Below are 23,403 nucleotides of genomic sequence, written 5' to 3'. Positions count from 1 at the left end.
GAGGAGTAGATGAACACTCCTTTTCTTTTTTGACTGAAGGAGGAATAATAATGACAATTCAATGGTTTCCAGGGCATATGGCAAAAGCAAAACGACAAGTTCAAGAACATTTAAAACTTGTTGATATTGTCTTTGAATTAGTTGATGCCCGATTGCCATTATCTTCAAGAAATCCAATGATTGATGAAGTCATTAACCAAAAACCTCGATTGATATTATTAAATAAAGCAGACATGGCTGATGAAACAGAGACGAAAAAATGGGTTGAATATTTTTCGAATAAAGGATTAACGGCAATCGCCATCAACTCCTTTGAAGGGAAAGGACTAAACCAGGTCACAAAAGCTGCTCAACAAATATTAGCAGAAAAATGGGCTCGCATGAAAGCAAAAGGGATGAAACCCCGCGCCATTCGAGCGATGATTGTAGGGATTCCGAACGTAGGAAAATCAACTTTAATCAATCGTCTAGCCAAAAAAAACATAGCCAAGACTGGTAATACTCCGGGGGTCACGAAAGCCCAGCAATGGGTTAAAGTTGGAAAAGAATTAGAATTATTAGATACGCCAGGAATTTTATGGCCAAAATTCGAAGATAAAGAGGTAGGTTTAAAACTGGCTTTAACGGGAGCAATTAAAGATACAATCCTCAATATGGAAGATTTAGCAACTTATGCGTTGAATTTTTTATCTACCCATTATCCTGAGCGAATGAATGAACGCTATGGTATTAGTTCAGTAGATGAAGATATCGTAAAGACTTATGACCATATCGGAAAATTGCGCAATGTATTAGGTCCTGGTGGTACAATTGACTATGATAAAGTATCAGAATTGATTGTACGCGATATTCGCAATTTAGAATTAGGGAAATTAACTTTTGATTTTGTTGATGAAGAATTAAAAAAAGAACTTGTTCACAATTAGATGAAAAAACCATCCAAAAGTCCCATCGAGAAACTTTATGGATGGTTTAATTTTATGCAGGCATTTCAGTCGGAGTTGGTTTCGAAAAGCCCTCTTGATATTTTTCATCAATATATTTTCGAATTTCTTTAATGGATTTTCCATCATTTGAGAGCTTTGCAGATTCAACTGCAATTTCCATACAAACGAGACAGCGAGTTCCATGGTCATCCCACAGAACTTGTTCGTCGCGAATTTCAGCAACGAAGCAATTTAAACTGCTTCGGTGGCCAGCTGATTCTCCACAACCGCAATAACAAGGAATCCATTGCAACACATCGGCATGTTCGAATGCGATTTTGTATACAGTCGTTATGTTTTCATGTTTTTCTTGTAAAAAAGAAGGCAATTCATTAATAGAGGTTAGTTCTTGTAAATCTCCCGACAATGGATTGTGCTGAATATGGCTTGTATCACTGTGAACTTCTTGTTGAGTTGTTTCGCCTTTGCAAGCGCTCAGTATAAAAAGAAGAGAGAGCAATATGTATATTTTTTTCATTTCTTTTCCTCCACAGTATATTCCCCCTCATTATAGAATGAATTTATGATAAAGTACAGCATGAGTGGAATCATGGAATCACTCTAGTCAATCTTATAAGAAATCTATTTAAGCCGATATAAAATAAAAATATTAGGAGAAAGCAAGTATGAAAACAATTAAGGAAATAACAGAAGCATTAAAAAGTGCGAATACATATGAGCCATGGATGAAGGAACTTGAAAATGACGAAAGAGCGGGAGTACAAAAAGCTTTTTTACAGTTTAAAAAGAGATTACAAAATCAGGAGAAAATGCTTGAACAATTTCGTCAAAAGCAAGCATTTGATGCAAGTTTTCTTCCCTTTGAAGATGCCTATTTAGCTGGAATAGATGAGGCAGGAAGAGGTCCTCTAGCTGGACCAGTTGTCACTTGCGCAGTCATTTTACCAAAGGATTGTCCAGAACTTGTTGGAGTCAATGATTCAAAACAACTATCCAAAAAGAAACGCGCAGAATTTGCTGAGTTAATTAAAAAGCATGCTCTTGATTATTCAATACATTTTCAGAGCGCGGAAATCATTGATGAGATGAATATTTTAGAAGCAACAAAACAATCGATGAAAATGTGTATTGAAAGGTTAAAAATACGCCCAGATTTTTGCATTGTAGATGCAGTTACAGTCCCGATTGATATACCTCAAAAAAATATAATAAAAGGCGATGCGAAAAGTCTTGCGATTGGAGCGGCATCGATATTAGCTAAACACGAACGGGATTTATATATGGAAAAGTTACATAAAGAATATCCTCAATACGGATTTGATCAGCATGCTGGTTATGGCACAAAGCAACATTTAGAAGCAATTGAACAATTTGGGCCAACCATTCATCATCGCAAATCATTTGAACCAATTAAAACAATGCTGGAGAAGAAGGTGATGATATGACAATTCCTTCCTTTCAACCGATTCAACAACAACAAGTGTCCGCACAAATAAATCCTCTTGTGTTGAAACAAGGACAAGTATTCCATGGAAAGATTAAACAATTATATCCAAATCAAATGGCGGAAATCCAAATTGGCGAGCATCGTCTCATAGCAAAACTGGAAACGCCTTTAAAAGCGGGAGATTCGCATTATTTCCAAGTGATGAGCACTTCCCCCCAGACGGAGTTAAAAGTGGTTACAGGGCCAATGACGAAGGAATTTGTAAATGTGCAACAATTGATTGAAACATTGCATTTGCCGAAGTCTCCTGAAATGCAGCAACTGTTGACGCATTTCATCAAACATCAGCTTCCTATTGTTAAGGAACAAATATTGCAATCGGACATATGGTTGAAAAATTTACCTGACGGAGTAACAAAGCAAGAAGCGTTACAAACATTGCAAAAGATGATGGAATTGAAAATTCCTTTTTCGGAAGTAACATTTAAGGCGCTACTACTCGGTTCGAAAACAAGTGGCATTTCCAATAACCTTGAACAACTTACCCAATTATTGCAACAAAATCACTTAATTTCACCTCAAATAAAAGAAAATTTACTAAATGCGTTGCAGTCCATTGCCAAACCTTTCGAAGCAGAAACAGCGGGAATGATGATTGCACGCTCTGTGCAAATTCTTCTACAAAGTGATGGACAAGAAACAAAGCAACTTGAAGCGTTAAATATTTTAAAAGAAGCAAATATTTTACCAAAAGATGCAACACTTAATAATTGGTTGAACACCGCAACGCTCTCTTCTCGCAATGAAACAGCAGGATTCTTTGTCAGACAGTTGCAATCAAGTTCAACTGTTTCAATTGCTCAAACAATTCAACAGATTACCCATTGGATTAAAGGGGAAGTGACGCTTACAGAACAACAGAAAAATACCATTCATGAATTGCTCAAATCCTTCGAAAACACTAATCATGTTGAACAATTGGCTAAACAACTCCATGTCCAATTGTTAAAAGCCTTTTCAGAACAAACAGTAAATCGATTATTTTTAAACGAAGATGGAGTTTCGCCGAAGGAGCATTTATTGTCACTACTAAAACAGGAAATGACGATAAAGAGCGACATGGAATTTATTCAAATGGCAAAAGCTTTTCAAGCATCTAAAGAACCATCTACACAAGTTATGATGGCGGAATCTCAAGCAATTTTGGAGTCATCGTTGAACAGTCAAGGGATACAAAAAGCGATTCAACAAATATTAATAAGGCTTGGTTTAAGTTATGAAGCTGCACTGAACAAAGGAGAAGATGTTACAAACCTCATCCAATCTATAAAGCCCCAATTATTGTCCCTTATTCAAGATGAGAAGGCATCTACAGAATTGAAGAATAGTGCTGAGATGGTGTTAGCCCGATTAAATGGAATGCAACTGCTTTCTGGAGAAACAGGTCATCAACATCAAATCATTATGCAACTTCCATTGCAATTTTTAGGAAAGCACGTAGATGCGACCATTCAATGGAATGGAAGAATGAAAAAAGATGGAAAAATTGATTCCAACTATGCTCGGATTTTATTTTATCTAAATTTGGAAGCATTAAAAGAAACGGTGATTGATATGCAGGTGCAGAACCGAATTGTTTCAATTTATGTGTACAATGAACTGGAAGGGTTAGATGTACTAGCTGAGCCGTTAAAAAAAGCTTTAAAAGTGGGCCTTGAAGAAAAAAACTATCATTTATCCGGTGTATTGATTAAACCTTATAAAAAAACTTTGCAAAAAAATCTTGAGAAAAATATTGAAAAATTGAATGACAGAGGGGCAGTACAAAGGGGAGTGGATATTCGCGTATGAATTCGGAAAAAAGAAAAGAAGCAGTTGCCCTTATGTATAATCCTGAAGAAAATAGTCCGAAAGTGATTGCGAAAGGTAAAGGGAAAATTGCAGAAAATATCCTGCAAAAAGCGCAAGAATTCGATGTACCTATATATGAAGATCCCAGCCTAGTAGAATTGCTGGGACAACTCGATTTAAACGAGTCGATACCACAAGACTTATATGAAGCAGTGGCAGAAGTATTTGCTTTTATTTATCGATTAGATCGAAAAGTTTCTTCACATTCTTAACATGACTATTGTAGTATTGTAAAAGCAAAAATGCTTATTTTACGCGAAGTAGAAAAATGTGTCGAAAATTAAGAAAAATACGAAAAAAATGCGAACATAGACAATGGGTTACTGTTTGATTAAAATAGTATTGGTAACAAACTATTTCCCAAATTGGTGAATTGGAGGATGGCAAATGAATATCCATGAATATCAAGGTAAGGAAATTCTTAGGAATTATGGTGTAGCAGTTCCAAACGGAAAAGTTGCTTTTTCACCGGATGAAGCAGTTAAAGTTGCAAAAGAACTTGGATCAAATATCACAGTGGTGAAGGCTCAAATCCATGCTGGTGGACGTGGGAAAGCCGGCGGGGTAAAAGTAGCCAAAAATTTGGATGAAGTTCGTGCATATGCGAAGGATTTATTAGGAAAAATTTTAGTTACGCAACAAACAGGTCCACAAGGTAAGGAAGTAAAACGCCTTTATATTGAAGAAGGTTGCGAAATTAAAAAAGAGTACTATATCAGTTTTATTTTGGATAGATCCACTTCGCGCATTACTGTTATGGGTTCAGCAGAAGGTGGAATGGAGATTGAAGAAGTAGCAGAAAAATCACCTGAAAAAATCTTTAAAGAAGTAATTGATCCGATAACAGGATTATTACCATTCCAAGCAAGAAGATTAGCATTTAATATGGAAATTCCACCAAAGTTAGTAAATCAAGCTGCTAAACTCATGATTGGATTATACACTGCTTTTGTGGAAAAAGATGCTTCTATTCTTGAAATCAATCCACTTGTGCTAACAGAAGACGATAAAATTATGGCGTTAGATGCGAAATTTAACTTTGATGCAAATGCTCTTTATCGCCATCCTGATATCGTTGAATTACGTGACTTTGATGAAGAAGATCCAAAAGAAATTCAAGCATCAAAGTACGATTTAAACTATGTATCATTAGACGGAAATATCGGATGTCTTGTTAATGGTGCAGGTCTTGCGATGGCAACAATGGATACAATCAGCTATTATGGAGGCTCTCCAGCCAACTTCTTAGACGTTGGTGGTGGTGCAAATACGGAAAAAGTAACAGAAGCGTTTAAAATTATTCTTTCTGATCCGAACGTAAAAGGTATTTTTGTAAATATTTTCGGGGGCATTATGAAATGTGATGTCATCGCTGAAGGTGTAGTAGCAGCAGCGAAACAAATTGGTTTAAATGTTCCGTTAGTTGTTCGTTTAGAAGGAACAAACTCTGCTCTTGGTAAAGAAATACTAAATAAATCTGGATTAAATATTATCGGAACGACTTCAATGGCTGAAGGTGCACAAAAAATTATAGAACTCGTAAGGTAAGAAAGGCTGGGGAGAACAATGGCGATTTATGTAAATAAAGATACGAAAGTAATTGTTCAAGGTATTACTGGTGAAACAGCTTTATTCCATACAAAACAAATGTTGGAGTACGGTACAAAAATCGTAGCAGGGGTAACACCTGGTAAAGGTGGACAAGTAATCGAAGGAGTACCTGTATTTAATACGGTAGCTGAGGCAAAAGCAGCTACAGGAGCGAATGCTTCTGTTATTTTCGTACCGGCGCCATTTGCTGCTGATGCGATTATGGAAGCGGTAGAAGCTGAATTAGAATTTACATGCTGTATTACGGAACATATTCCAGTATTAGACATGGTGAAAGTTAAGCGTTTTATGGAAGGGAAGAAAACGCGCTTACTAGGTCCAAACTGCCCTGGACTTGTGACAGCTGAAGAATGTAAAATCGGTATTATGCCTGGATATATTTTGAAAAAAGGTCATGTTGGTTTAGTATCCCGCTCTGGTACTTTAACATATGAAGCAGTACTTCAATTATCAGATGCTGGTATTGGCCAAACAACTGCTGTGGGAATTGGCGGTGACCCTGTTAACGGTACAAACTTTGTAGATGTATTAAAAGAATTCAATGAAGATCCGGAAACATACGCAGTTGTGATGATTGGTGAAATTGGTGGTACAGCTGAAGAAGAAGCAGCAGCATGGATTAAAGAAAATATGAAAAAACCGGTTGTCGGATTTATCGCAGGTCAAACAGCACCTCCAGGAAAACGAATGGGACATGCTGGTGCGATTATTTCTGGCGGTAAAGGTACAGCAGCGGAAAAAGTTAAGGCGATGAATGATGCGGGAATTGAAATCGCTCCAACACCGTCTGTAATTGGTGAAACATTAATTAAAGTATTAAAAGAAAAAGGGCTATACGAAAAATGTAAAACCCATTAATATAAAGAGGTTCTTTGTCAAATGGTGTTGGTGAATAAATTTTAGTGACATTATTTGGTAATATGTAATCGGATGGCTTAGGGGAAATTCGAGGTTCCCCTAAGCTGTTTTTATTTTCGCTAAGTTTTGGGTAATGAATATTCGGTTTCTAAAGTGATAGAAGGATCGATAACCGAAAGAAATGCGTTTAATCACTTTGATTTTGTTATTAATCCCCTCTAAAATGCCGTTGTTATAATCATATTTCAACGTATTCTCCACGTAATTTATGTATTTGTTTATTGTCTTGATGGCGGTTTTCATATAGCTGGAAACGCTGTTCTGTTTATTCGCCAAGGTTTTCTTCAAGAGCTCAAAGTCTTTGGTTTTGATGCAATGTCGAACGTATTGGTATAACTCATAGGACGCTTTTAATTCAGAATCTAAATCAATGAGATAGTGGAGAATCTCCACCTCACACATATGCTTTTTAAAGCAACGATGATATTTATAGTTCTTATAATCAAGTTTTGTTTGATCTTTCAGAAGGAGCTTCCAGTATTTTTTCAATTTATTGTAATTCTTTTTATCCCGATTCATGACGTTGATGCGCGTTTTGTTTAAAGCTCTGCTAAATAGTTGGAGGATATGGAATTTGTCGAGTATGATTTCCGCTTTAGGGAAAACTTCTTGGATTAAGGAAATATAAGGGCTGTACATATCGATGACAATCGTTTTTACCGCATCTCTCGCCTTCTTGGAATACCGTAAGAAATACTCTTTGAGGACATGTAATCTCCGGTCCTCCACGATATCCACAATCTCCCCCGTTTCAGAGTCGCAGAAAATAAAGGACATCGCTCCAGCTGCGGATTTCACTGATTTAAACTCATCAAAACACAAATGCTTTGGAAGGTAGTGAACATTTGGTTGATAGTAGCTATAAAAGCTGTCAATGACTCGACTGACAGTGGCATGAGAAACATTATGTTTCATCGCAATATCTTTTTCGGATATTTTATCTTTGGCATTTAAAGCAATCGATACTTTAGTATTGTTGGAAATACAACAGTTTTTAGCCACGACGCTCGTTTTTAAAGTAAACGTGGAATGACAATGTTTACAGAAATAACGCTGTTTACGCAATTTTAAGTAGGTATGAAAACCTGAAATGCTAGGCATTTTAATGAGAGACGTTTTAAAACCGTGTTTAATGATTTGATCATCAAAGACATGTCCACAAGCATAACAAGCTTTTGGTTGGTAAGTTAATTGGCCATAAAAGACTTTTGATTGGACCCCTTTAATGAGTTCTTCTGCACAAAAATTTTCATCAAATGTGATATTTTTGTCTTTAATATTTAATAAATTACGTATAGAATAATGATGAGACATGTGACATCACTCCTTGTAAATGTGGTTTTGGTCGATTACATTTTACCAGAGTTTTGTCACTGTCTCATTTTTTTTTGTTCAAAAAAATTGGTGCTGGTTTATACTCACCAACACCAAATATTATAGAGCCTATAAAGAGTGTAGCGCATCTATTTGCGTTACACTTTTTCATTTCTTTATTTTATAATATTTTTTGGACAATTCTTTGTGCGGTCACGAAAAGGATATGTTCTACTATAGGAGGGGTAATGTGAGCTCATTTTCAATTGATGAGTTGATTACCTTCCACTATGTTTACCCACTTCCACTAAATCAATTTCACAAATTATTAGATGAAATTTCCTCCCTTCATGAACTGCAATTTTTATCGCCTACAAAATTAACGTCCATTCTCCAAATTTCATCGGAAAAAGCAGAAAAAATCCTAACTAATTATAAGAGAATGTTAAAGAAAAATTTGCTTGATGCATATAATCATGAAGGAATACATGTAATTCCTTATACCGATCCAAATTATCCCCTATCTTTACTTACATTAGTCGATTCACCTACTGTGCTTTATGCGAAAGGGGATCTATCTTTATTAACTAGAAGAAAAATTGCTATTATCGGTTCTAGAATGGCTACACAATATACTGTGAAAGCGCTGGAGTCGATTGTTCCACCTTTAATTGAAAAGGATATAGTTGTCGTTAGTGGATTGGCAAAAGGTGCAGATAGAATGGCTCATGAGGCAACTATTCGATACGGCGGGAAAACGATTGGTATATTAGGGAATGGATTATTTCATATTTATCCTAAAGAAAATAAGAAATTAGCGACGATAATGGCTAATCAACACTTATTGGTAACGGAATTTCCACCCTATGTTGGTCCCAAAAGGTGGCATTTTCCACTCAGGAATCGTATTATAAGTGGTATTAGTGAAGCGATTGTAGTAACAGAAGCTGCGGTGAAAAGCGGTACGTTAATTACGACAGATCATGCTTTAGAACATGGAAAAGATATATTTGTAGTACCAGGCCCTATTGATTCAAAACTTTCAGAGGGAACGAATCGATTGTTAAGAGAAGGAGCAATTCCTGTATGGAACGGTCAACAAATTTTAGATGAATTAAATTTGTTTTTTTAGGAAATATATTGAAAAAAAGTTGCATTATTAGTCAAACTGTTATACATTTTGCAACAGGAATTTCTTTAAAAATATATAAAGGTGCCTCTAGTGAGGAGGAAGTTGAAGATGGCAGACTATTTAGTGATAGTAGAATCACCAGCGAAAGCGAAAACCATTGAACGATATTTAGGAAAAAAATATAAAGTAAAAGCATCCATTGGACATGTAATTGATCTTCCGAAGAGCCAAATGGGGATTGATACGGAAGATAATTATAAACCTAAATATATCACCATTCGTGGAAAAGGGCCTATATTACAAGAGTTAAAAACAGCTGCGAAAAAGGCAAAAAAAGTGTATCTTGCAGCCGACCCTGACCGCGAAGGAGAAGCGATCGCATATCATTTAGCAAAAGCTTTAAATATCGATACTGAAAGCGATTGTCGAGTAGTATTTAACGAGATTACAAAAGATGCGGTGTTAGAATCTTTTAAATATCCGCGTCCAATTAATAAGCATCTTGTGGATGCTCAACAGGCTCGCAGAGTATTAGACAGGCTTGTTGGTTATAACATAAGCCCAATTTTGTGGCGAAAAGTGAAAAAAGGATTATCCGCAGGACGTGTTCAGTCCGTTGCAATGCGGTTGATTATCGATAGAGAAAATGAAATTAAACATTTCGTTCCAGAAGAATACTGGACAATTGAAGGAAAATTTGAAAAGAATAAAAAGCAATTTGAAGCGCTTTACTATGGAGATGAAAAGGAAAAAGTAAAGCTCACAAATCAACAACAAGTGGAAGAAATTTTAAAAAAAATAGAGGGATCCGAATTTGAAGTTGTAAATGTGACAAAGAAAGAGAGAAAAAGAAATCCTGCTCCAGCGTTTACAACTTCATCACTTCAACAAGAAGCGGCGCGAAAATTGAACTTCCGAGCAAAGAAAACAATGATGATTGCTCAGCAACTTTACGAGGGTATTGATATTGGTAAAGATGAGGGTACGATCGGTTTAATTACGTATATGCGTACCGATTCCACACGTATTTCGGATGCTGCAAAAGCAGAAGCAATTCAATATATTCACGATAAATATGGCAAAGAATATGTCTCTGAAGAAATTCCGAAGGCGAAAAAACAAACAAATGCTCAAGATGCTCACGAAGCGATTCGACCAACAAGCGTGTTAAGAACACCAGACCAATTGAAAGATGTATTAACTCGTGATCAATTGCGTCTGTATCGTCTCATTTGGGACCGATTTGTAGCAAGTCAGATGGCTCCAGCTATTCTAGATACAGTATCTGTAGAATTAAAAAATTCTGGCTGTATTTTCCGAGCAAATGGATCTCAACTGAAATTTTCAGGATTTATGAAAGTATACATTGAAGGAACTGACGATCAAACGGAAGAAACAACCAAAATACTTCCAGAGTTGCACGTTGGAGACAAAATCAAATCAGTTGAAATCATTCCAAAGCAACACTTTACACAACCACCTCCACGCTATACGGAAGCCAGACTTGTGAAAGAATTGGAGGAACTTGGAATAGGAAGACCATCCACCTATGCTCCGACTGTGGACGTCATCCAAAGACGTGGTTATGTGCAACTTGATAATAAACGTTTTGTCCCGACGGAGCTTGGAGAAATTGTCCATTCATTGATGATGGAGTTTTTCCCGGAAATTATCGATATTGAATTTACCGCGAAAATGGAAGCTGATTTAGATAAAATTGAAGAAGGAAAAACTGATTGGATTCAAATTATCGATAATTTCTATAAAGAATTTGAAAAAAATGTAAAGCATGCTGATGAAGCGATTGAAAAAATCGAAATTAAAGATGAGCCTGCTGGAGAAGATTGTGAAAAATGCGGAGCACCAATGGTATTTAAATTAGGCCGTTATGGAAAATTCATGGCATGTTCCAATTTCCCAGAATGTCGAAATACAAAGACGATTACAAAACCAATCGGCGTAACATGTCCAAAATGTAAAACTGGAGAAATTGTGGAGAGAAAAAGTAAAACGAAACGCATTTTTTACGGTTGTGAAAATTATCCTGAATGCGATTTTGTCTCATGGGATAAACCGATCAGCAGACCTTGTCCAAAATGTAGTTCATTATTAGTTGAGAAAAAAGTGAAAAAAGGTATTCAAGTACAATGTACAAATTGTGACTACGAAGAACAACCAACACAATGAAGTTAGGAAGATGATAATTATGACAGAACAAGTAGTAAATGTAATTGGTGCAGGACTAGCAGGAAGCGAAGCGGCATGGCAGATTGCAAGCCGTGGTGTAAAAGTAAAACTATATGAAATGAGACCTGTAAAACAAACACCAGCTCATCATACAGACAAATTTGCAGAATTAGTTTGTTCCAACTCATTGCGAGCGAATGCGCTTACAAACGCAGTTGGAGTAATAAAAGAAGAAATGAGAATGATGAACTCATTAGTTATTAAAGCTGCTGACCAGGCTAGCCTTCCAGCAGGAGGCGCTCTCGCAGTCGATCGCCATGAATTTTCTGGATTTATTACAGAACAATTAAAAAATCATCCTCTTGTTGAAGTAGTTAATGAAGAAGTAACGGAAATACCTGAAGGCATTACGGTAATCGCAACTGGACCATTAACTTCTGAAACTTTGGCTAAGAAAATTCAACAATTGACAGGTGAAGATTATCTCTACTTCTATGATGCTGCTGCCCCAATTGTTGAAAAAGATAGCATCAATATGGATAAAGTGTATTTAAAATCACGTTATGATAAAGGAGAAGCTGCATATTTAAACTGTCCAATGACAAAGGAAGAGTTTGAACGATTTTATGATGCTTTAGTAAATGCAGAAGTAGTCGAATTGAAAGAATTTGAAAAGGAAATTTACTTTGAAGGTTGTATGCCGATTGAAGTGATGGCAAAGCGTGGACCGCAAACATTATTATTTGGTCCTTTAAAACCAGTCGGATTGGAAGATCCAAGAACTGGCGAACGTCCATATGCGGTTGTACAACTACGACAAGACAATGCAGCTGGCACATTATATAACATTGTTGGATTCCAAACTCATTTAAAATGGGGGGCGCAAAAAGAAGTATTTCGATTAATTCCTGGTTTAGAGAATGTAGAGATTGTACGCTACGGGGTAATGCATCGTAACACATTCATTAATTCACCGAAAGTATTAAAGAAAACTTATCAATTGAAATCTCGTTCTAATTTATTCTTTGCTGGTCAAATGACGGGAGTGGAAGGCTATGTTGAATCGGCTGGTAGCGGACTTATTGCGGGAGTGAATGCAGCCCGCTTGGCACTTGGGAAAGAACCGATTGAATTCCCAATTGAAACGGCGTTAGGTAGCATGGCCCGCTATATTACTGAAGCAGATCCAAACAACTTCCAACCGATGAACGTTAACTTTGGTATCTTCCCGGAATTAGGTGAACGAATAAAATCTAAGCAAGAACGAGCATTAAAACATGCTGAGCGAGCAATTGAAACAATTCGGAATTTTATGAATACTCAAACTATATAATTGATTTTAGCCTCTAAATGTTGATATAATGTTTAGAGGCTATTATTTATGTCATCATCTTTGAATAAACGTGGATAAAAAAGGTTAAATTTTTAACAATTTGTGAAGGGAAACTGATTTTTTACAAAATTACTGATTTTTTGCTTGATATATCTCGAAGTTCGGTATACAGTCGAGAATGGATGTTTTCACTGTATGTGTTCCAATAAAGAAATGACGAAAAATATGCCCTAAATGCCGCAATTTTCTTCATGGTACTTCGAAATAGAGGTGACCCAAGTTGAATATTCAACCAACAAAAGCTTTGGATGAGTTTCTCCGAGTAATTCAATTGGAAAAAAATTTTTCTGTTCATACGGTAAAGGAATATGAACGAGACATTACCCAATTCCTTACCTTTTTAAGAGCAGAAGGAGTTGACGATTTACGCGAAGTGGAGTATATACATGCAAGGTTGTTTGTGACCAAACTATATGAAGAAAAACTGTCTCGTACAACAGTTTCTAGAAAAATTTCCTCCATTCGCACATTTTTTCGTTTTCTAAATCGAGATTATGGGATTGACCTTTCGCCTTTTCTATCTTTATATCATCCGAAAAAAGAAAAATTACTACCCAATTTTTTTTATGAAGATGAACTTGCACAGTTATTTGAAGCAAATGCAGGCGACGATTTAAAATCACTACGCAATATGGCGCTACTTGAATTACTATATGCTACAGGAATTCGTGTAAGTGAGTGTACATCGATTGAATTAGACGATATCGATTTTCATTATTCCATTCTTCGGGTGATGGGAAAAGGGAGGAAAGAAAGAATTGTTCCATTTGGGCAATATGCTCATGATGCTTTAATAAAATATATCAATGAAGCAAGACCATTGATTATGAAAAATAATAAGCACAACAGGTTATTCGTGAATATGCGTGGAGGCGAACTTACTGCTCGTGGTGTCCATTATATTTTAAATGAAATGATTCAAAATGCTTGTATGCATACGAAAATTTATCCTCACATGTTAAGACATACCTTTGCGACGCATTTATTGAATAATGGGGCAGATTTACGTACAGTTCAAGAATTGCTAGGACATGCGAATTTATCCTCCACTCAAATTTATACACACGTGACGAAGGAACACCTTCGAAGTACTTATATGAAGTCGCATCCAAGAGCATAATGGTAGGGAGGAATAAAAATTGGAAATGCACGCTACTACGATTTTTGCCATTCATCATAATGGCAAATGTGCAATGGCAGGAGATGGGCAAGTTACATTAGGGAATTCCGTCGTTATGAAGCATACAGCTAGAAAAGTGAGAAAATTATTTAACGGGCAAGTATTAGCGGGATTTGCGGGTTCTGTTGCTGATGCGTTTACGCTGTTTGAAATGTTTGAATCCAAATTGAATGAATATAGCGGCAATCTGCAACGAGCAGCTGTTGAAGTAGCGAAACAATGGCGTGGAGATAAGATGCTCCGACAATTAGAGGCGCTATTACTTGTCATGGACAAAAACACGTTGCTTCTTATTTCTGGTACCGGCGAAGTAATTGAGCCAGATGATGGAATACTTGCAATCGGCTCTGGAGGAAACTATGCTCTTGCAGCAGGGAGAGCTTTAAAGCAACATGCGGGGCAGCATATGACAGCGGAAGAAATTGCAAAGGCGGCCCTAACAATTGCAGCCGATATTTGCGTTTATACAAATCATAACATTATTGTGGAGGCGCTAAACTGATGACGACACTTACGCCAAGACAAATTGTAGAACAATTAAACCGATATATTGTTGGTCAAGATGCTGCAAAACGGGCAGTAGCGATTGCGTTAAGAAATAGATACCGGAGATCGCTTCTTAGTGATGAACTAAAAAGTGAAGTGATTCCAAAAAATATATTGATGATTGGTCCTACCGGTGTCGGTAAAACGGAAATAGCAAGAAGAATAGCTAAGTTAACAAATGCTCCGTTTGTCAAAGTTGAAGCAACAAAGTTTACCGAAGTGGGCTATGTTGGCCGAGATGTGGAATCGATGGTTCGGGATCTTGTTGAAGCTTCCAGAAGACTTGTGAAAGAAGAGATGATGGAAAAAGTTAAAGATCAAGCAGAACAACAGGCTAATGAAGTGTTAGTAAAATTGCTTGTTCCTTCTAAATCTAAGTCAAAAATGACGCAAAATCCATTTGAACTTTTATTTGGTGGACAAAAAACGGAAAGCCAAACGGATTCTCAAGAAGAAACTGAAATTCGATTAAAACGTTCTAAAGTAAAGGAAGACTTATTAGCAGGTAAACTGGAAGACGAATGGGTAACTGTAGAAGTGACTGAACAAAATACAGCATTTCTAGACATGATGATTCCGGGAATGCCTGAACTAGGCTCTAGCGGTATGCAAGATATGTTATCAAGTCTTGTGCCGAAAAAAACGAAAAAGCGTCGCATGAAAGTGAAAGATGCTCGTCGGGTATTAGCAATTGAAGAGGCGAACAAGTTAATCGATTCCGAAGAACTAGCGCAAGAAGCGATTAAACGTGCAGAACAATCTGGAATTATCTTCATCGACGAAATTGATAAAATTGCAAGCAGAGGTCAGCATTCGTCTGCGGATGTTTCGCGTGAAGGAGTGCAAAGAGATATTCTCCCAATTGTAGAAGGATCTACAGTAACGACAAAATATGGACCTGTTAAAACGGATTATATGCTCTTTATTGCTGCAGGAGCTTTCCATATGTCGAAGCCGAGTGATTTAATTCCAGAGTTACAAGGTCGCTTCCCGATTCGAGTAGAGTTGGATAAGTTAACAAAAGAAGACTTTGTTCGGATTCTAAAAGAACCTGATCAATCACTTATTTTACAATATAAAGCCTTGCTCGAAACTGAAGGCGTATCTATTGATTTTTCTGATGATGCAATTGAACGCATTGCGGAAATTGCAACGGAAGTAAATCAAGAAACGGATAATATTGGTGCACGTAGATTGCATACGATCATGGAGCGATTATTGGAGGAGTTATCTTACGAAGCACCTGAAATTGCTCCAACACATATTCAAATCACTCGTTCATATGTAGACAAAAAACTTGGTGAAATTTCAAAGAACAAAGATTTGTCACAATTTATCCTTTAACATAAATACTTTAGCAAACAAGTATAAAGCATTTTCTACAATAATAATTGAACAATGTAACCCTAGGAGGCAATTAATATGGATTTATTAACAAAAACTAGAAAAATTAACGCATTGTTGCAAAAAACAGCTGGAAAACCAGTTAATTTCAAAGAGATGGCAGATACATTAGGTGAAACGATTGATAGTAATGTATTTATTGTTAGTCGAAAAGGGAAATTATTGGGGATTTCCATTCATCAAAAAATCGAGAATGACAGAATGAAAAAAATGTTAGAAGAACGTCAATTCCCTGAAGAATATACAAATAGTCTGAAAGACATCAATGAAACATCTTCAAATATTGATATCAATAGTGATTATACAATTTTCCCTATTGAAAACCGCGATATTTTCAAAAATGGTTTAACGACAATTGTTCCTATTATCGGCGGTGGTGAACGTTTAGGTACGTTGATTTTAGGGCGTTTAGAGGAACGATTCGGTGACGATGATTTAATTTTAGCAGAGTATGGTGCGACGGTAGTCGGCATGGAAATTTTGCGTGAAAAAGCTGAAGAAATTGAGGAAGAAGCTCGCAGTAAAGCAGTCGTGCAAATGGCTATCAACTCCCTTTCTTATAGTGAATTAGAAGCAATTGAACATATTTTTGAGGAACTAGATGGAAATGAAGGTTTACTCGTTGCATCTAAAATTGCTGATCGTGTTGGTATTACGCGTTCAGTAATCGTTAACGCATTACGTAAACTTGAGTCTGCAGGAGTAATTGAATCAAGATCTCTCGGCATGAAAGGAACATATATTAAAGTATTAAATGATAAGTTTTTGACGGCTTTAGCTGAAATTAAAATGAAATAAGCAAGTTCTTCCTATACTAGAATAATGAATTCATAACAATATTGTTGTGTAATAACTACAACTATTAAAACGAGGTTGGGACAAATCTAAAAAAACAGGTTCTTTGTCAAATGGTGTTGGTGAATAAATTTTAGTGACATTATTTGGTAATATGTAATCGGATGGCTTAGGGGAAATTCGAGGTTCCCCTAAGCTGTTTTTATTTTCGCTAAGTTTTGGGTAATGAATATTCGGTTTCTAAAGTGATAGAAGGATCGATAACCGAAAGAAATGCGTTTCATCACCTTGATTTTGTTATTAATCCCCTCTAAAATGCCGTTATTATAATCGTACTTTAGCGTATTCTCGACGTAATTGATGTATTTGTTGATTGTCTTGATGGCGATTTTCATATAGCTGGAAACGCTGTTCTGTTTATTCGCCAAGGTTTTCTTCAAGAGCTCAAAGTCTTTGGTTTTGATGCAATGTCGAACGTATTGGTATAACTCATAGGACGCTTTTAATTCAGAATCTAAATCAATGAGATAGTGGAGAATCTCCACCTCACACATATGCTTTTTAAAGCAACGATGATATTTATAGTTCTTATAATCAAGTTTTGTTTGATCTTTCAGAAGGAGCTTCCAGTATTTTTTCAATTTATTGTAATTCTTTTTATCCCGATTCATGACGTTGATGCGCGTTTTGTTTAAAGCTCTGCTAAATAGTTGGAGGATATGGAATTTGTCGAGTACGATTTCCGCTTTAGGGAAAACTTCTTGGATTAAGGAAATATAAGGGCTGTACATATCGATGACAATCGTTTTTACCGCATCTCTCGCCTTCTTGGAATACCGTAAGAAATACTCTTTGAGGACATGTAATCTCCGGTCCTCCACGATATCCACCTTTCAGAGTCGCAGAAAATAAAGGACATCGCTCCAGCTGCGGATTTCACTGATTTAAACTCATCAAAACACAAATGCTGTGGAAGGTAGTGAACATTTGGTTGATAGTAGCTATAAAAGCTGTCGATGACTCGACTGACAGTGGCATGAGATACATTGTGTTTGATGGCAATATCTTTTTCGGATATTTTATCTTTGGCGTTTAAAGCAATTGATTCTTTGGTATTGTTGGAAATACAACAGTTTTTAGCCACGACGCTCGTTTTTCAAGTAAACGTGGCATGACAATGTTTACAGAAATAACGCTGTTTACGCAATTTTAAGTAGGTATGAAAACCTGAAATGCTAGGCATTTTAATGAGAGACGTTTTAAAACCGTGTTTAATGATTTGATCATCGAAGACATGGCCACAAGCATAACAAGCTTTTGGTTGATACGTTAACGTCCCATGAAAGACTTTCACTTTTACTTTTTTGATCGTTTCGGTAGAACAAAAATTTTCATCAAATGTGATATTTTTGTCTTTTATATTGAGTAGGTTTCGTATAGAATGATGGTGAGACATGTGACACAACTCCTTTGGAAAATGTGTTTTGGCGATTACATTTTACCAGAGTTTTGTCACTGTCTCATTTTTTTGTTCAAAAAAATTGGTGCTGGTTTTTACTCACCAACACCAAATATTATAGAGCCTCAATTTTTTACAAAAAATCTTTTTGCAGCTCGTTCACTTTATTAGTTATGTCCCAGCCTGTTTTATTTTCCTTTTAATAATTTCATTAAGGGAATAGTTTTATATAATTGTAGTACTTTTTTACCGATTAAGTGATAGCTGATAGTAACTTTTGAGAATTGCAAAGTCAAAAATTTTGTCGAATTGAAACTTTTGTTATCGAAATGTGAACTTTTTGAAAAAATGGCATGAAAAATTGATTCAGATAGACTATGAAAAAGTGCCAAAAGACGATAGACACTGTGAATTATCTTATTTACAATAAATACTAGTGTTGAGTAAGAAATTTGTCATTTTTGTAATGAAATAGAACGAGGTGAACGGTTTGAACTTGTTTGGAGGAACAATAATTAACTTAGAGCATGGTTTAAAATACGCATCGCTAAAAAATAAGACTATTGCACATAACATTGCAAATGTCGATACGCCTAATTACAAGGCAAAAGATGTCAAATTTAAAAAACTATTGAATGATGAAAATGAAAAACAACTTAGGGCGAACAAATCAGATAAGAGACATTATGATTTTAGTTTTGAACAATCTACCCATGTTGTTTATAGTTATGAAAACTTTCAATATCGCCATAACGGCAACGGTGTAGATATGGATAAAGAACAAGCAGAATTAGCGAAAAATACGATTTACTACAATGCTTTGATTGATCGCATTAACGGTAAATTCAATACATTAAATACAGTCATTAAAGGAGGGAAATAGTAATGTCAATCTTTTCTAGCATCAATACAACAACATCAGCTTTAACTGCTCAACGCTTACGAATGGATGTCATTTCCTCAAATATAGCGAATGTTGATACAACTCGTGCTAGACAAGTGAATGGTGAATGGGAGCCGTACCGTCGGAAAACGGTGACACTTACTGCAAATGAAGGTACATTTTCATCCTTTTTAAATAAAGCAGTAGGGAAGAGCAATGGCGTAGGCAATGGAGTAAAAGTAACAAAAATAAATGAGGATAATGAAACGCCGTTCAAACTCGTATATGATCCAAGCCATCCAGATGCAAACGAGGATGGATATGTACAAATGCCTAATGTCGATGTGTTAAAAGAAATGGTCGATTTGATCTCTGCTACTCGTTCATACGAAGCAAATATAACCGTTTTAAATGCAAGTAAAGCGATGTTAACAAAGGCTTTAGAAATAGGTAAATAAGGGTGAACAATGAGAGGGGTGAATTGATGTGGCAATAAACCAAGTAAACTTATCTATTCCACTTCAAAATGTGAATGGTAATAGAGTGATATCCAATCAACAAACGCCATTTGAAGCGCAAAAAAGTTTTGCCAATACATTAAAAGAAGCGATTGACAAAGTAAATGATTACCAAGTTCAATCAGATGAATTAACAAATAAGTTGATTCATGGAGAAAACGTTGAGTTGCATGATGTAATGATTGCAGCACAAAAGGCGAGCATTACATTAAATGCTACGGTTGAAATTCGCAATAAAGTAATTGAAGCTTATCAAGAAGTTATGCGAATGACTGTATAATCTACGGTTACGCACGGAATATAAAATGTTAGTGTATTCACTAGTACCGGAGGATTTGTAATGAATGATCGACTTAATAAATTAAAAACCGATTCCATTAATTTTTGGAAAAGTCGGACAAAGAAGCAGAAAGGTGCAATAATTGGAACCTTCGTAGGGGTTATAGCGATAGCGGCTATTATTACATATTTTACTACTCGAACAAACATGGTTCCCCTTTTCACAGAATTATCAGCAAAGGAAACTGGGGAGATTGCGGAAGTATTAAGCTCTCAAGGTGTTACATATGAAATTGCTCCAGGTGGAACGAACATTTTAGTTCCAGAAAAGCAAGTTGATTCCATAAAAGTTTCCTTAGCCGCACAAGGATACCCTGAAACTGGAGGAATTAGTACAACCTTCTTCACAGAAAATGCTGGCTTTGGTATGACAGATAATGAATTTAACGTCATCAAGCATAAAGCCCTAGAAACAGAACTTGAAAACCTCATAAAGAAAATCGATGGGGTAAAAGATGCAAAAGTTATGATTTCTATGCCAGAAAAAGGTGTATTCATTAATCAGAATGCGGAGAATCAAAACGCTTCTGCTGCTGTCGTATTACATACTGAACCAGGTCATAAGTTCACTGATGACCAAATTAAAACATTATATAACCTTGTATCGAAAAGTGTTCCTAATTTAAGCACAGACAATATTACAATATCTAATCAGTATTCTGAATATTACGATTTAGAATCCGCTATAGCTGGAAGTGGTTCAATCGACTCTGTAGAAGGTCAAATGAATGTAAAGAAAACGATTGAACGTGATCTTGAACGTCAAGTTCAAAAAATGCTTGGAACCTTAATGGGACAAAACAAAGTTGTTGTATCAGTCACTACAGATATCGATTTTAAGAAAGAAAATCGTGAGGAGAAATTAGTAAAACCTGTAGATGAGGAGAATATGGAAGGCATTGAAATCAGTGCCCAACGCATTACTGAAACATATACAGGTATGAATGGCGCAACAGGTCCAACGGAGATGGGCGATCCGACTGATAATGCAACCGGATATCAAGAAGCTTTAAATGGCAATGGTGATTACGAACGAATTGAAGAAACAATTAATAATGATGTAAATCGCATTAACCGTGTAATCCAAGAAAGCCCGTACAAAATTCGCGATATTGGTATTCAAGTCATGGTTGAGCCACCTGTTCCTGAAGATCCAACATCCCTTTCAGCTACAGTTGTGGAAGATATTGAACAAATTTTAGCAACTATTGTCCGAACTTCAATTGATAAAGAAGTTGCTGGAGAATTAACAGATGAAGAAATTGAAAACAAAATTGTTGTTTCTGTTCAACAATTCTATGGCAATGACGTAGAAAATATCGAAGAAACACCGGTGATTCCATGGTGGATTTGGGTTGTTGGTGGAATTTTAGTTGCTGCAATTCTTCTTCTTATTGTTTACATCTTGCGTTCGAAAAAGCGAAAAGCGGAAGAAGAAGCTATGGAAATTATTGAAGAACAAGAAGAGTTGCTTGTGGAAGATATTAATCAAGAAAAAGAAACAGAATCTACAGTTCGTCGCAAGCAATTAGAAAAAATGGCAAAAGAAAAACCGGAAGATTTTGCAAAATTATTGCGGAGCTGGATAGCTGAAGATTAATGGATAGGAGGTTCGACTGTGTCTAAAAAAGAAAAGAAATTTTTAACAGGAAAACAAAAAGCTGCACTGCTGTTAATTTCTTTAGGACCAGAAGTTTCCGCAAATGTTTATAAACATTTATCTGAAGAGGAAATTGAACGACTTACATTAGAAATTTCAGCAGTGAAAAAAGTTGAACCTGAAGTGAAAGAACAGATTATCGAAGAATTTCATAACATTGCTCTAGCTCAAGATTATATCTCGCAAGGTGGTATCGGCTACGCAAAAACAATATTAGAAAAGGCGTTAGGTCCTGAACAGGCACAAAATATTATCAATCGTTTAACATCTTCCTTGCAAGTTCGACCTTTCGACTTTGCTAGAAAAGCTGATCCATCACAAATCTTAAATTTTATACAAAATGAGCATCCGCAAACAATTGCGTTAATTTTGTCATATTTAGATCCGCAGCAAGCTGGTGTTATCTTATCTTCATTACCACAAGAAGTGCAAGCGGATATCGCAAGAAGAATTGCCACTATGGAATCGACTTCACCAGAAGTCATTAGTGAAATTGAATCGGTATTGGAAAGAAAATTGTCATCCACTTTTACGCAAGATTATACGGAAACTGGCGGCATCGATGCTGTAGTAGAAGTATTAAACGGTGTGGATCGCCAAACAGAAAAAACAATACTCGATGCGCTTGAAATTCAAGATCCAGAGTTGGCAGAAGAAATCAAAAAACGCATGTTTGTATTTGAAGATATTGTGACTCTCGATAATCGTTCAATTCAACGAGTTATTCGAGATTGTGAAAATGAAGACTTGCTGCTCGCAATGAAAGTATGTAGTGATGAGGTAAAAGAAATTATTTTCCGCAATATGTCACAACGAATGGCGGATACATTTAAAGAAGAGATGGAAATTATGGGACCTGTACGCCTACGTGATGTAGAAGAAGCACAAATGAGAATTGTTGCTATCATTCGTCGATTAGAAGAAGCTGGAGAAATTATTATAGCTCGAGGTGGAGGAGATGACGTCATTGTCTAAGTTAATCCGTTCGAGCGAGGCAATTAAAAAGCAAAATGGGCCGGTTCAAATTGAAATTCGAAATCTTTTTGCGAAACAGTTTGATTCTACCCAGGATATAGGAGAAGAGGAGCATTCAATCACATTAGACGTGGTGTACAAAGAGCGAGATCGCATTCTGGAAGAAGCGAATCTAGAAATCTCTTCAAAGCGGGAAGAATTTGAATTGTATTGCCAAGCGAAACTAGAAGAAATCGAGAAATTAAGACAGCAATGGCAAGAGGAAAAGCTCATTCTTCAAAAAGAAGCATATGATGAAGGCTTTCAACAAGGTTATGAAGAAGGAATTCAGAAAGCGACTGCAGATATGGAAAATGCGTTAAAACTAGCGAATGAAACAGTTGAGAATGCTCGCATCAATGGAATGAAATATGTTGAGGAGCAGGAACATGTTATTTTAGATTTGGCGATTAAATCAGCGGAAAAAATTATTGGTGCATCGCTAGAAAAAGATGAAGCGTTATTTTTATCCATAGTTCGAAGAGGTTTAAAAGAAGCGCAAGAAAGCAAAGAAATTAAACTATATTTATCACCAGTATATTACAAGTTGGTAACTGAAAATCGAGATGAACTAGCAGCAATGTTCCCGCCGGATGTTCCGTTCTTAATCTTTGTAAATGAAGATTTGAACGATACAGATAGCTACATTGAAACAAATCATGGGCGAATCGTATTATCAATTGATGAACAATTGAAAGAATTGCGCTTAAAGCTTAGTGAAATTTTGGAGAGTAAGGATTGATTC

Annotated in this window: 24 protein-coding genes; 19 read left to right on the top strand and 5 right to left on the bottom strand. The window is 36.2% G+C overall.

All coding sequences use genetic code 11. From position 1 onward, the window contains the following. The first annotated feature begins 50 nt into the window (after positions 1-50). Positions 51-926, top strand: a complete 876-nt coding sequence (ylqF, locus tag NSU17_RS03065) for a ribosome biogenesis GTPase YlqF (RefSeq protein WP_016837436.1) — start codon at positions 51-53, stop codon at positions 924-926. A 52-nt stretch (positions 927-978) separates the two neighbouring features. Here the strand turns inward: ylqF and NSU17_RS03060 are convergent, their stop codons facing one another. Continuing rightward, a complete protein-coding gene (locus NSU17_RS03060) occupies positions 979-1,464 on the bottom strand; it encodes a PCYCGC motif-containing (lipo)protein (RefSeq protein ID WP_096550647.1) in 486 nt (161 codons plus the stop codon). Between the two features lie 148 nt (positions 1,465-1,612). On the opposite strand from NSU17_RS03060, the gene NSU17_RS03055 reads away from it, so the two are divergent. The 5 genes from NSU17_RS03055 (at position 1,613) to sucD (ending at position 6,774) form a co-directional block, all read left to right on the top strand. Further along, complete coding sequence (locus NSU17_RS03055) at positions 1,613-2,392, top strand: ribonuclease HII (protein WP_340704248.1); 780 nt, start codon at positions 1,613-1,615, stop codon at positions 2,390-2,392. Beyond that, entirely contained in the window at positions 2,389-4,245 is a 1,857-nt protein-coding gene (locus NSU17_RS03050) for a hypothetical protein (RefSeq protein ID WP_096550649.1), read from the top strand. Before NSU17_RS03055 ends, NSU17_RS03050 begins: the two co-directional genes overlap by 4 nt. Continuing rightward, positions 4,242-4,517: an EscU/YscU/HrcU family type III secretion system export apparatus switch protein gene (locus NSU17_RS03045; RefSeq protein WP_096550650.1), complete on the top strand. Its 276-nt coding sequence runs from the start codon at positions 4,242-4,244 to the stop codon at positions 4,515-4,517. The genes NSU17_RS03050 and NSU17_RS03045 overlap by 4 nt, the downstream gene beginning before the upstream one ends. A gap of 175 nt (positions 4,518-4,692) precedes the next feature. Beyond that, complete coding sequence (gene sucC, locus NSU17_RS03040; RefSeq protein WP_016837429.1) at positions 4,693-5,853, top strand: ADP-forming succinate--CoA ligase subunit beta; 1,161 nt, start codon at positions 4,693-4,695, stop codon at positions 5,851-5,853. Between the two features lie 18 nt (positions 5,854-5,871). Then, positions 5,872-6,774, top strand: coding sequence for a succinate--CoA ligase subunit alpha (sucD, locus tag NSU17_RS03035; protein ID WP_016837427.1), 903 nt, complete (start codon positions 5,872-5,874; stop codon positions 6,772-6,774). Between the two features lie 99 nt (positions 6,775-6,873). Here the strand turns inward: sucD and NSU17_RS03030 are convergent, their stop codons facing one another. After that, a complete protein-coding gene (locus NSU17_RS03030; RefSeq protein ID WP_340704247.1) occupies positions 6,874-8,148 on the bottom strand; it encodes an ISL3 family transposase in 1,275 nt (424 codons plus the stop codon). Positions 8,149-8,398: 250 nt separating this feature from the next. On the opposite strand from NSU17_RS03030, the gene dprA reads away from it, so the two are divergent. The 7 genes from dprA to codY all read left to right on the top strand — a co-directional run bounded on the left by dprA (position 8,399) and on the right by codY (position 16,788). After that, positions 8,399-9,280: a DNA-processing protein DprA gene (gene dprA, locus NSU17_RS03025; RefSeq protein WP_232019921.1), complete on the top strand. Its 882-nt coding sequence runs from the start codon at positions 8,399-8,401 to the stop codon at positions 9,278-9,280. Positions 9,281-9,388: 108 nt separating this feature from the next. Continuing rightward, positions 9,389-11,467: a type I DNA topoisomerase gene (gene topA / locus NSU17_RS03020; RefSeq protein ID WP_096550652.1), complete on the top strand. Its 2,079-nt coding sequence runs from the start codon at positions 9,389-9,391 to the stop codon at positions 11,465-11,467. A gap of 19 nt (positions 11,468-11,486) precedes the next feature. Continuing rightward, entirely contained in the window at positions 11,487-12,800 is a 1,314-nt protein-coding gene (gene trmFO, locus NSU17_RS03015) for an FADH(2)-oxidizing methylenetetrahydrofolate--tRNA-(uracil(54)-C(5))-methyltransferase TrmFO (RefSeq protein ID WP_096550653.1), read from the top strand. A 280-nt stretch (positions 12,801-13,080) separates the two neighbouring features. Continuing rightward, positions 13,081-13,980 carry a tyrosine recombinase XerC gene (gene xerC / locus NSU17_RS03010; RefSeq protein WP_172597855.1) on the top strand — a complete coding sequence of 300 codons (900 nt, stop codon included), beginning with the start codon at positions 13,081-13,083 and terminating at the stop codon, positions 13,978-13,980. Between the two features lie 25 nt (positions 13,981-14,005). Continuing rightward, positions 14,006-14,542 (top strand): ATP-dependent protease subunit HslV, encoded by a 537-nt coding sequence (gene hslV / locus NSU17_RS03005; protein WP_040764442.1) that lies wholly within the window; start codon positions 14,006-14,008, stop codon positions 14,540-14,542. After that, a complete protein-coding gene (gene hslU / locus NSU17_RS03000) occupies positions 14,542-15,930 on the top strand; it encodes an ATP-dependent protease ATPase subunit HslU (protein WP_340704246.1) in 1,389 nt (462 codons plus the stop codon). Before hslV ends, hslU begins: the two co-directional genes overlap by 1 nt. Positions 15,931-16,008: 78 nt before the next feature. Further along, positions 16,009-16,788: a GTP-sensing pleiotropic transcriptional regulator CodY gene (gene codY, locus NSU17_RS02995; RefSeq protein ID WP_016837419.1), complete on the top strand. Its 780-nt coding sequence runs from the start codon at positions 16,009-16,011 to the stop codon at positions 16,786-16,788. A gap of 188 nt (positions 16,789-16,976) precedes the next feature. Here codY and NSU17_RS02990 read toward each other — a convergent pair whose 3' ends face one another. The 3 genes from NSU17_RS02990 to NSU17_RS02980 are packed head-to-tail and all read right to left on the bottom strand — an operon-like array spanning position 16,977 to position 18,241. Further along, entirely contained in the window at positions 16,977-17,666 is a 690-nt protein-coding gene (locus NSU17_RS02990) for an ISL3 family transposase (protein ID WP_340704245.1), read from the bottom strand. Beyond that, positions 17,594-17,929 carry a hypothetical protein gene (locus tag NSU17_RS02985; RefSeq protein WP_340704244.1) on the bottom strand — a complete coding sequence of 112 codons (336 nt, stop codon included), beginning with the start codon at positions 17,927-17,929 and terminating at the stop codon, positions 17,594-17,596. Before NSU17_RS02985 ends, NSU17_RS02990 begins: the two co-directional genes overlap by 73 nt. A gap of 12 nt (positions 17,930-17,941) precedes the next feature. After that, entirely contained in the window at positions 17,942-18,241 is a 300-nt protein-coding gene (locus NSU17_RS02980; RefSeq protein WP_340704243.1) for a transposase family protein, read from the bottom strand. 493 nt (positions 18,242-18,734) lie between these two features. On the opposite strand from NSU17_RS02980, the gene flgB reads away from it, so the two are divergent. The 6 genes from flgB to fliH all read left to right on the top strand — a co-directional run bounded on the left by flgB (position 18,735) and on the right by fliH (position 23,400). Then, on the top strand, positions 18,735-19,127 hold the full coding sequence (flgB, locus tag NSU17_RS02975; RefSeq protein WP_340704242.1) for a flagellar basal body rod protein FlgB: 393 nt from the start codon (positions 18,735-18,737) through the stop codon (positions 19,125-19,127). Positions 19,128-19,129: 2 nt separating this feature from the next. Further along, complete coding sequence (gene flgC / locus NSU17_RS02970) at positions 19,130-19,585, top strand: flagellar basal body rod protein FlgC (protein ID WP_016836753.1); 456 nt, start codon at positions 19,130-19,132, stop codon at positions 19,583-19,585. 70 nt (positions 19,586-19,655) lie between these two features. Further along, complete coding sequence (fliE, locus tag NSU17_RS02965) at positions 19,656-19,925, top strand: flagellar hook-basal body complex protein FliE (RefSeq protein ID WP_408056478.1); 270 nt, start codon at positions 19,656-19,658, stop codon at positions 19,923-19,925. A gap of 60 nt (positions 19,926-19,985) precedes the next feature. After that, positions 19,986-21,584 carry a flagellar basal-body MS-ring/collar protein FliF gene (fliF, locus tag NSU17_RS02960; RefSeq protein WP_340704241.1) on the top strand — a complete coding sequence of 533 codons (1,599 nt, stop codon included), beginning with the start codon at positions 19,986-19,988 and terminating at the stop codon, positions 21,582-21,584. Positions 21,585-21,602: 18 nt separating this feature from the next. Beyond that, positions 21,603-22,619, top strand: coding sequence for a flagellar motor switch protein FliG (fliG, locus tag NSU17_RS02955; RefSeq protein WP_096550657.1), 1,017 nt, complete (start codon positions 21,603-21,605; stop codon positions 22,617-22,619). Then, entirely contained in the window at positions 22,603-23,400 is a 798-nt protein-coding gene (gene fliH, locus NSU17_RS02950) for a flagellar assembly protein FliH (RefSeq protein ID WP_340704240.1), read from the top strand. The genes fliG and fliH overlap by 17 nt, the downstream gene beginning before the upstream one ends. Positions 23,401-23,403 lie beyond the last annotated feature (3 nt).

This window comes from Ureibacillus sp. FSL K6-2830 (assembly GCF_038004145.1).
In the GTDB taxonomy this organism is placed as follows: Bacteria; Bacillota; Bacilli; order Bacillales_A; family Planococcaceae; genus Ureibacillus; species Ureibacillus thermosphaericus.
This window is presented reverse-complemented; position numbering and strand designations above follow the sequence as displayed.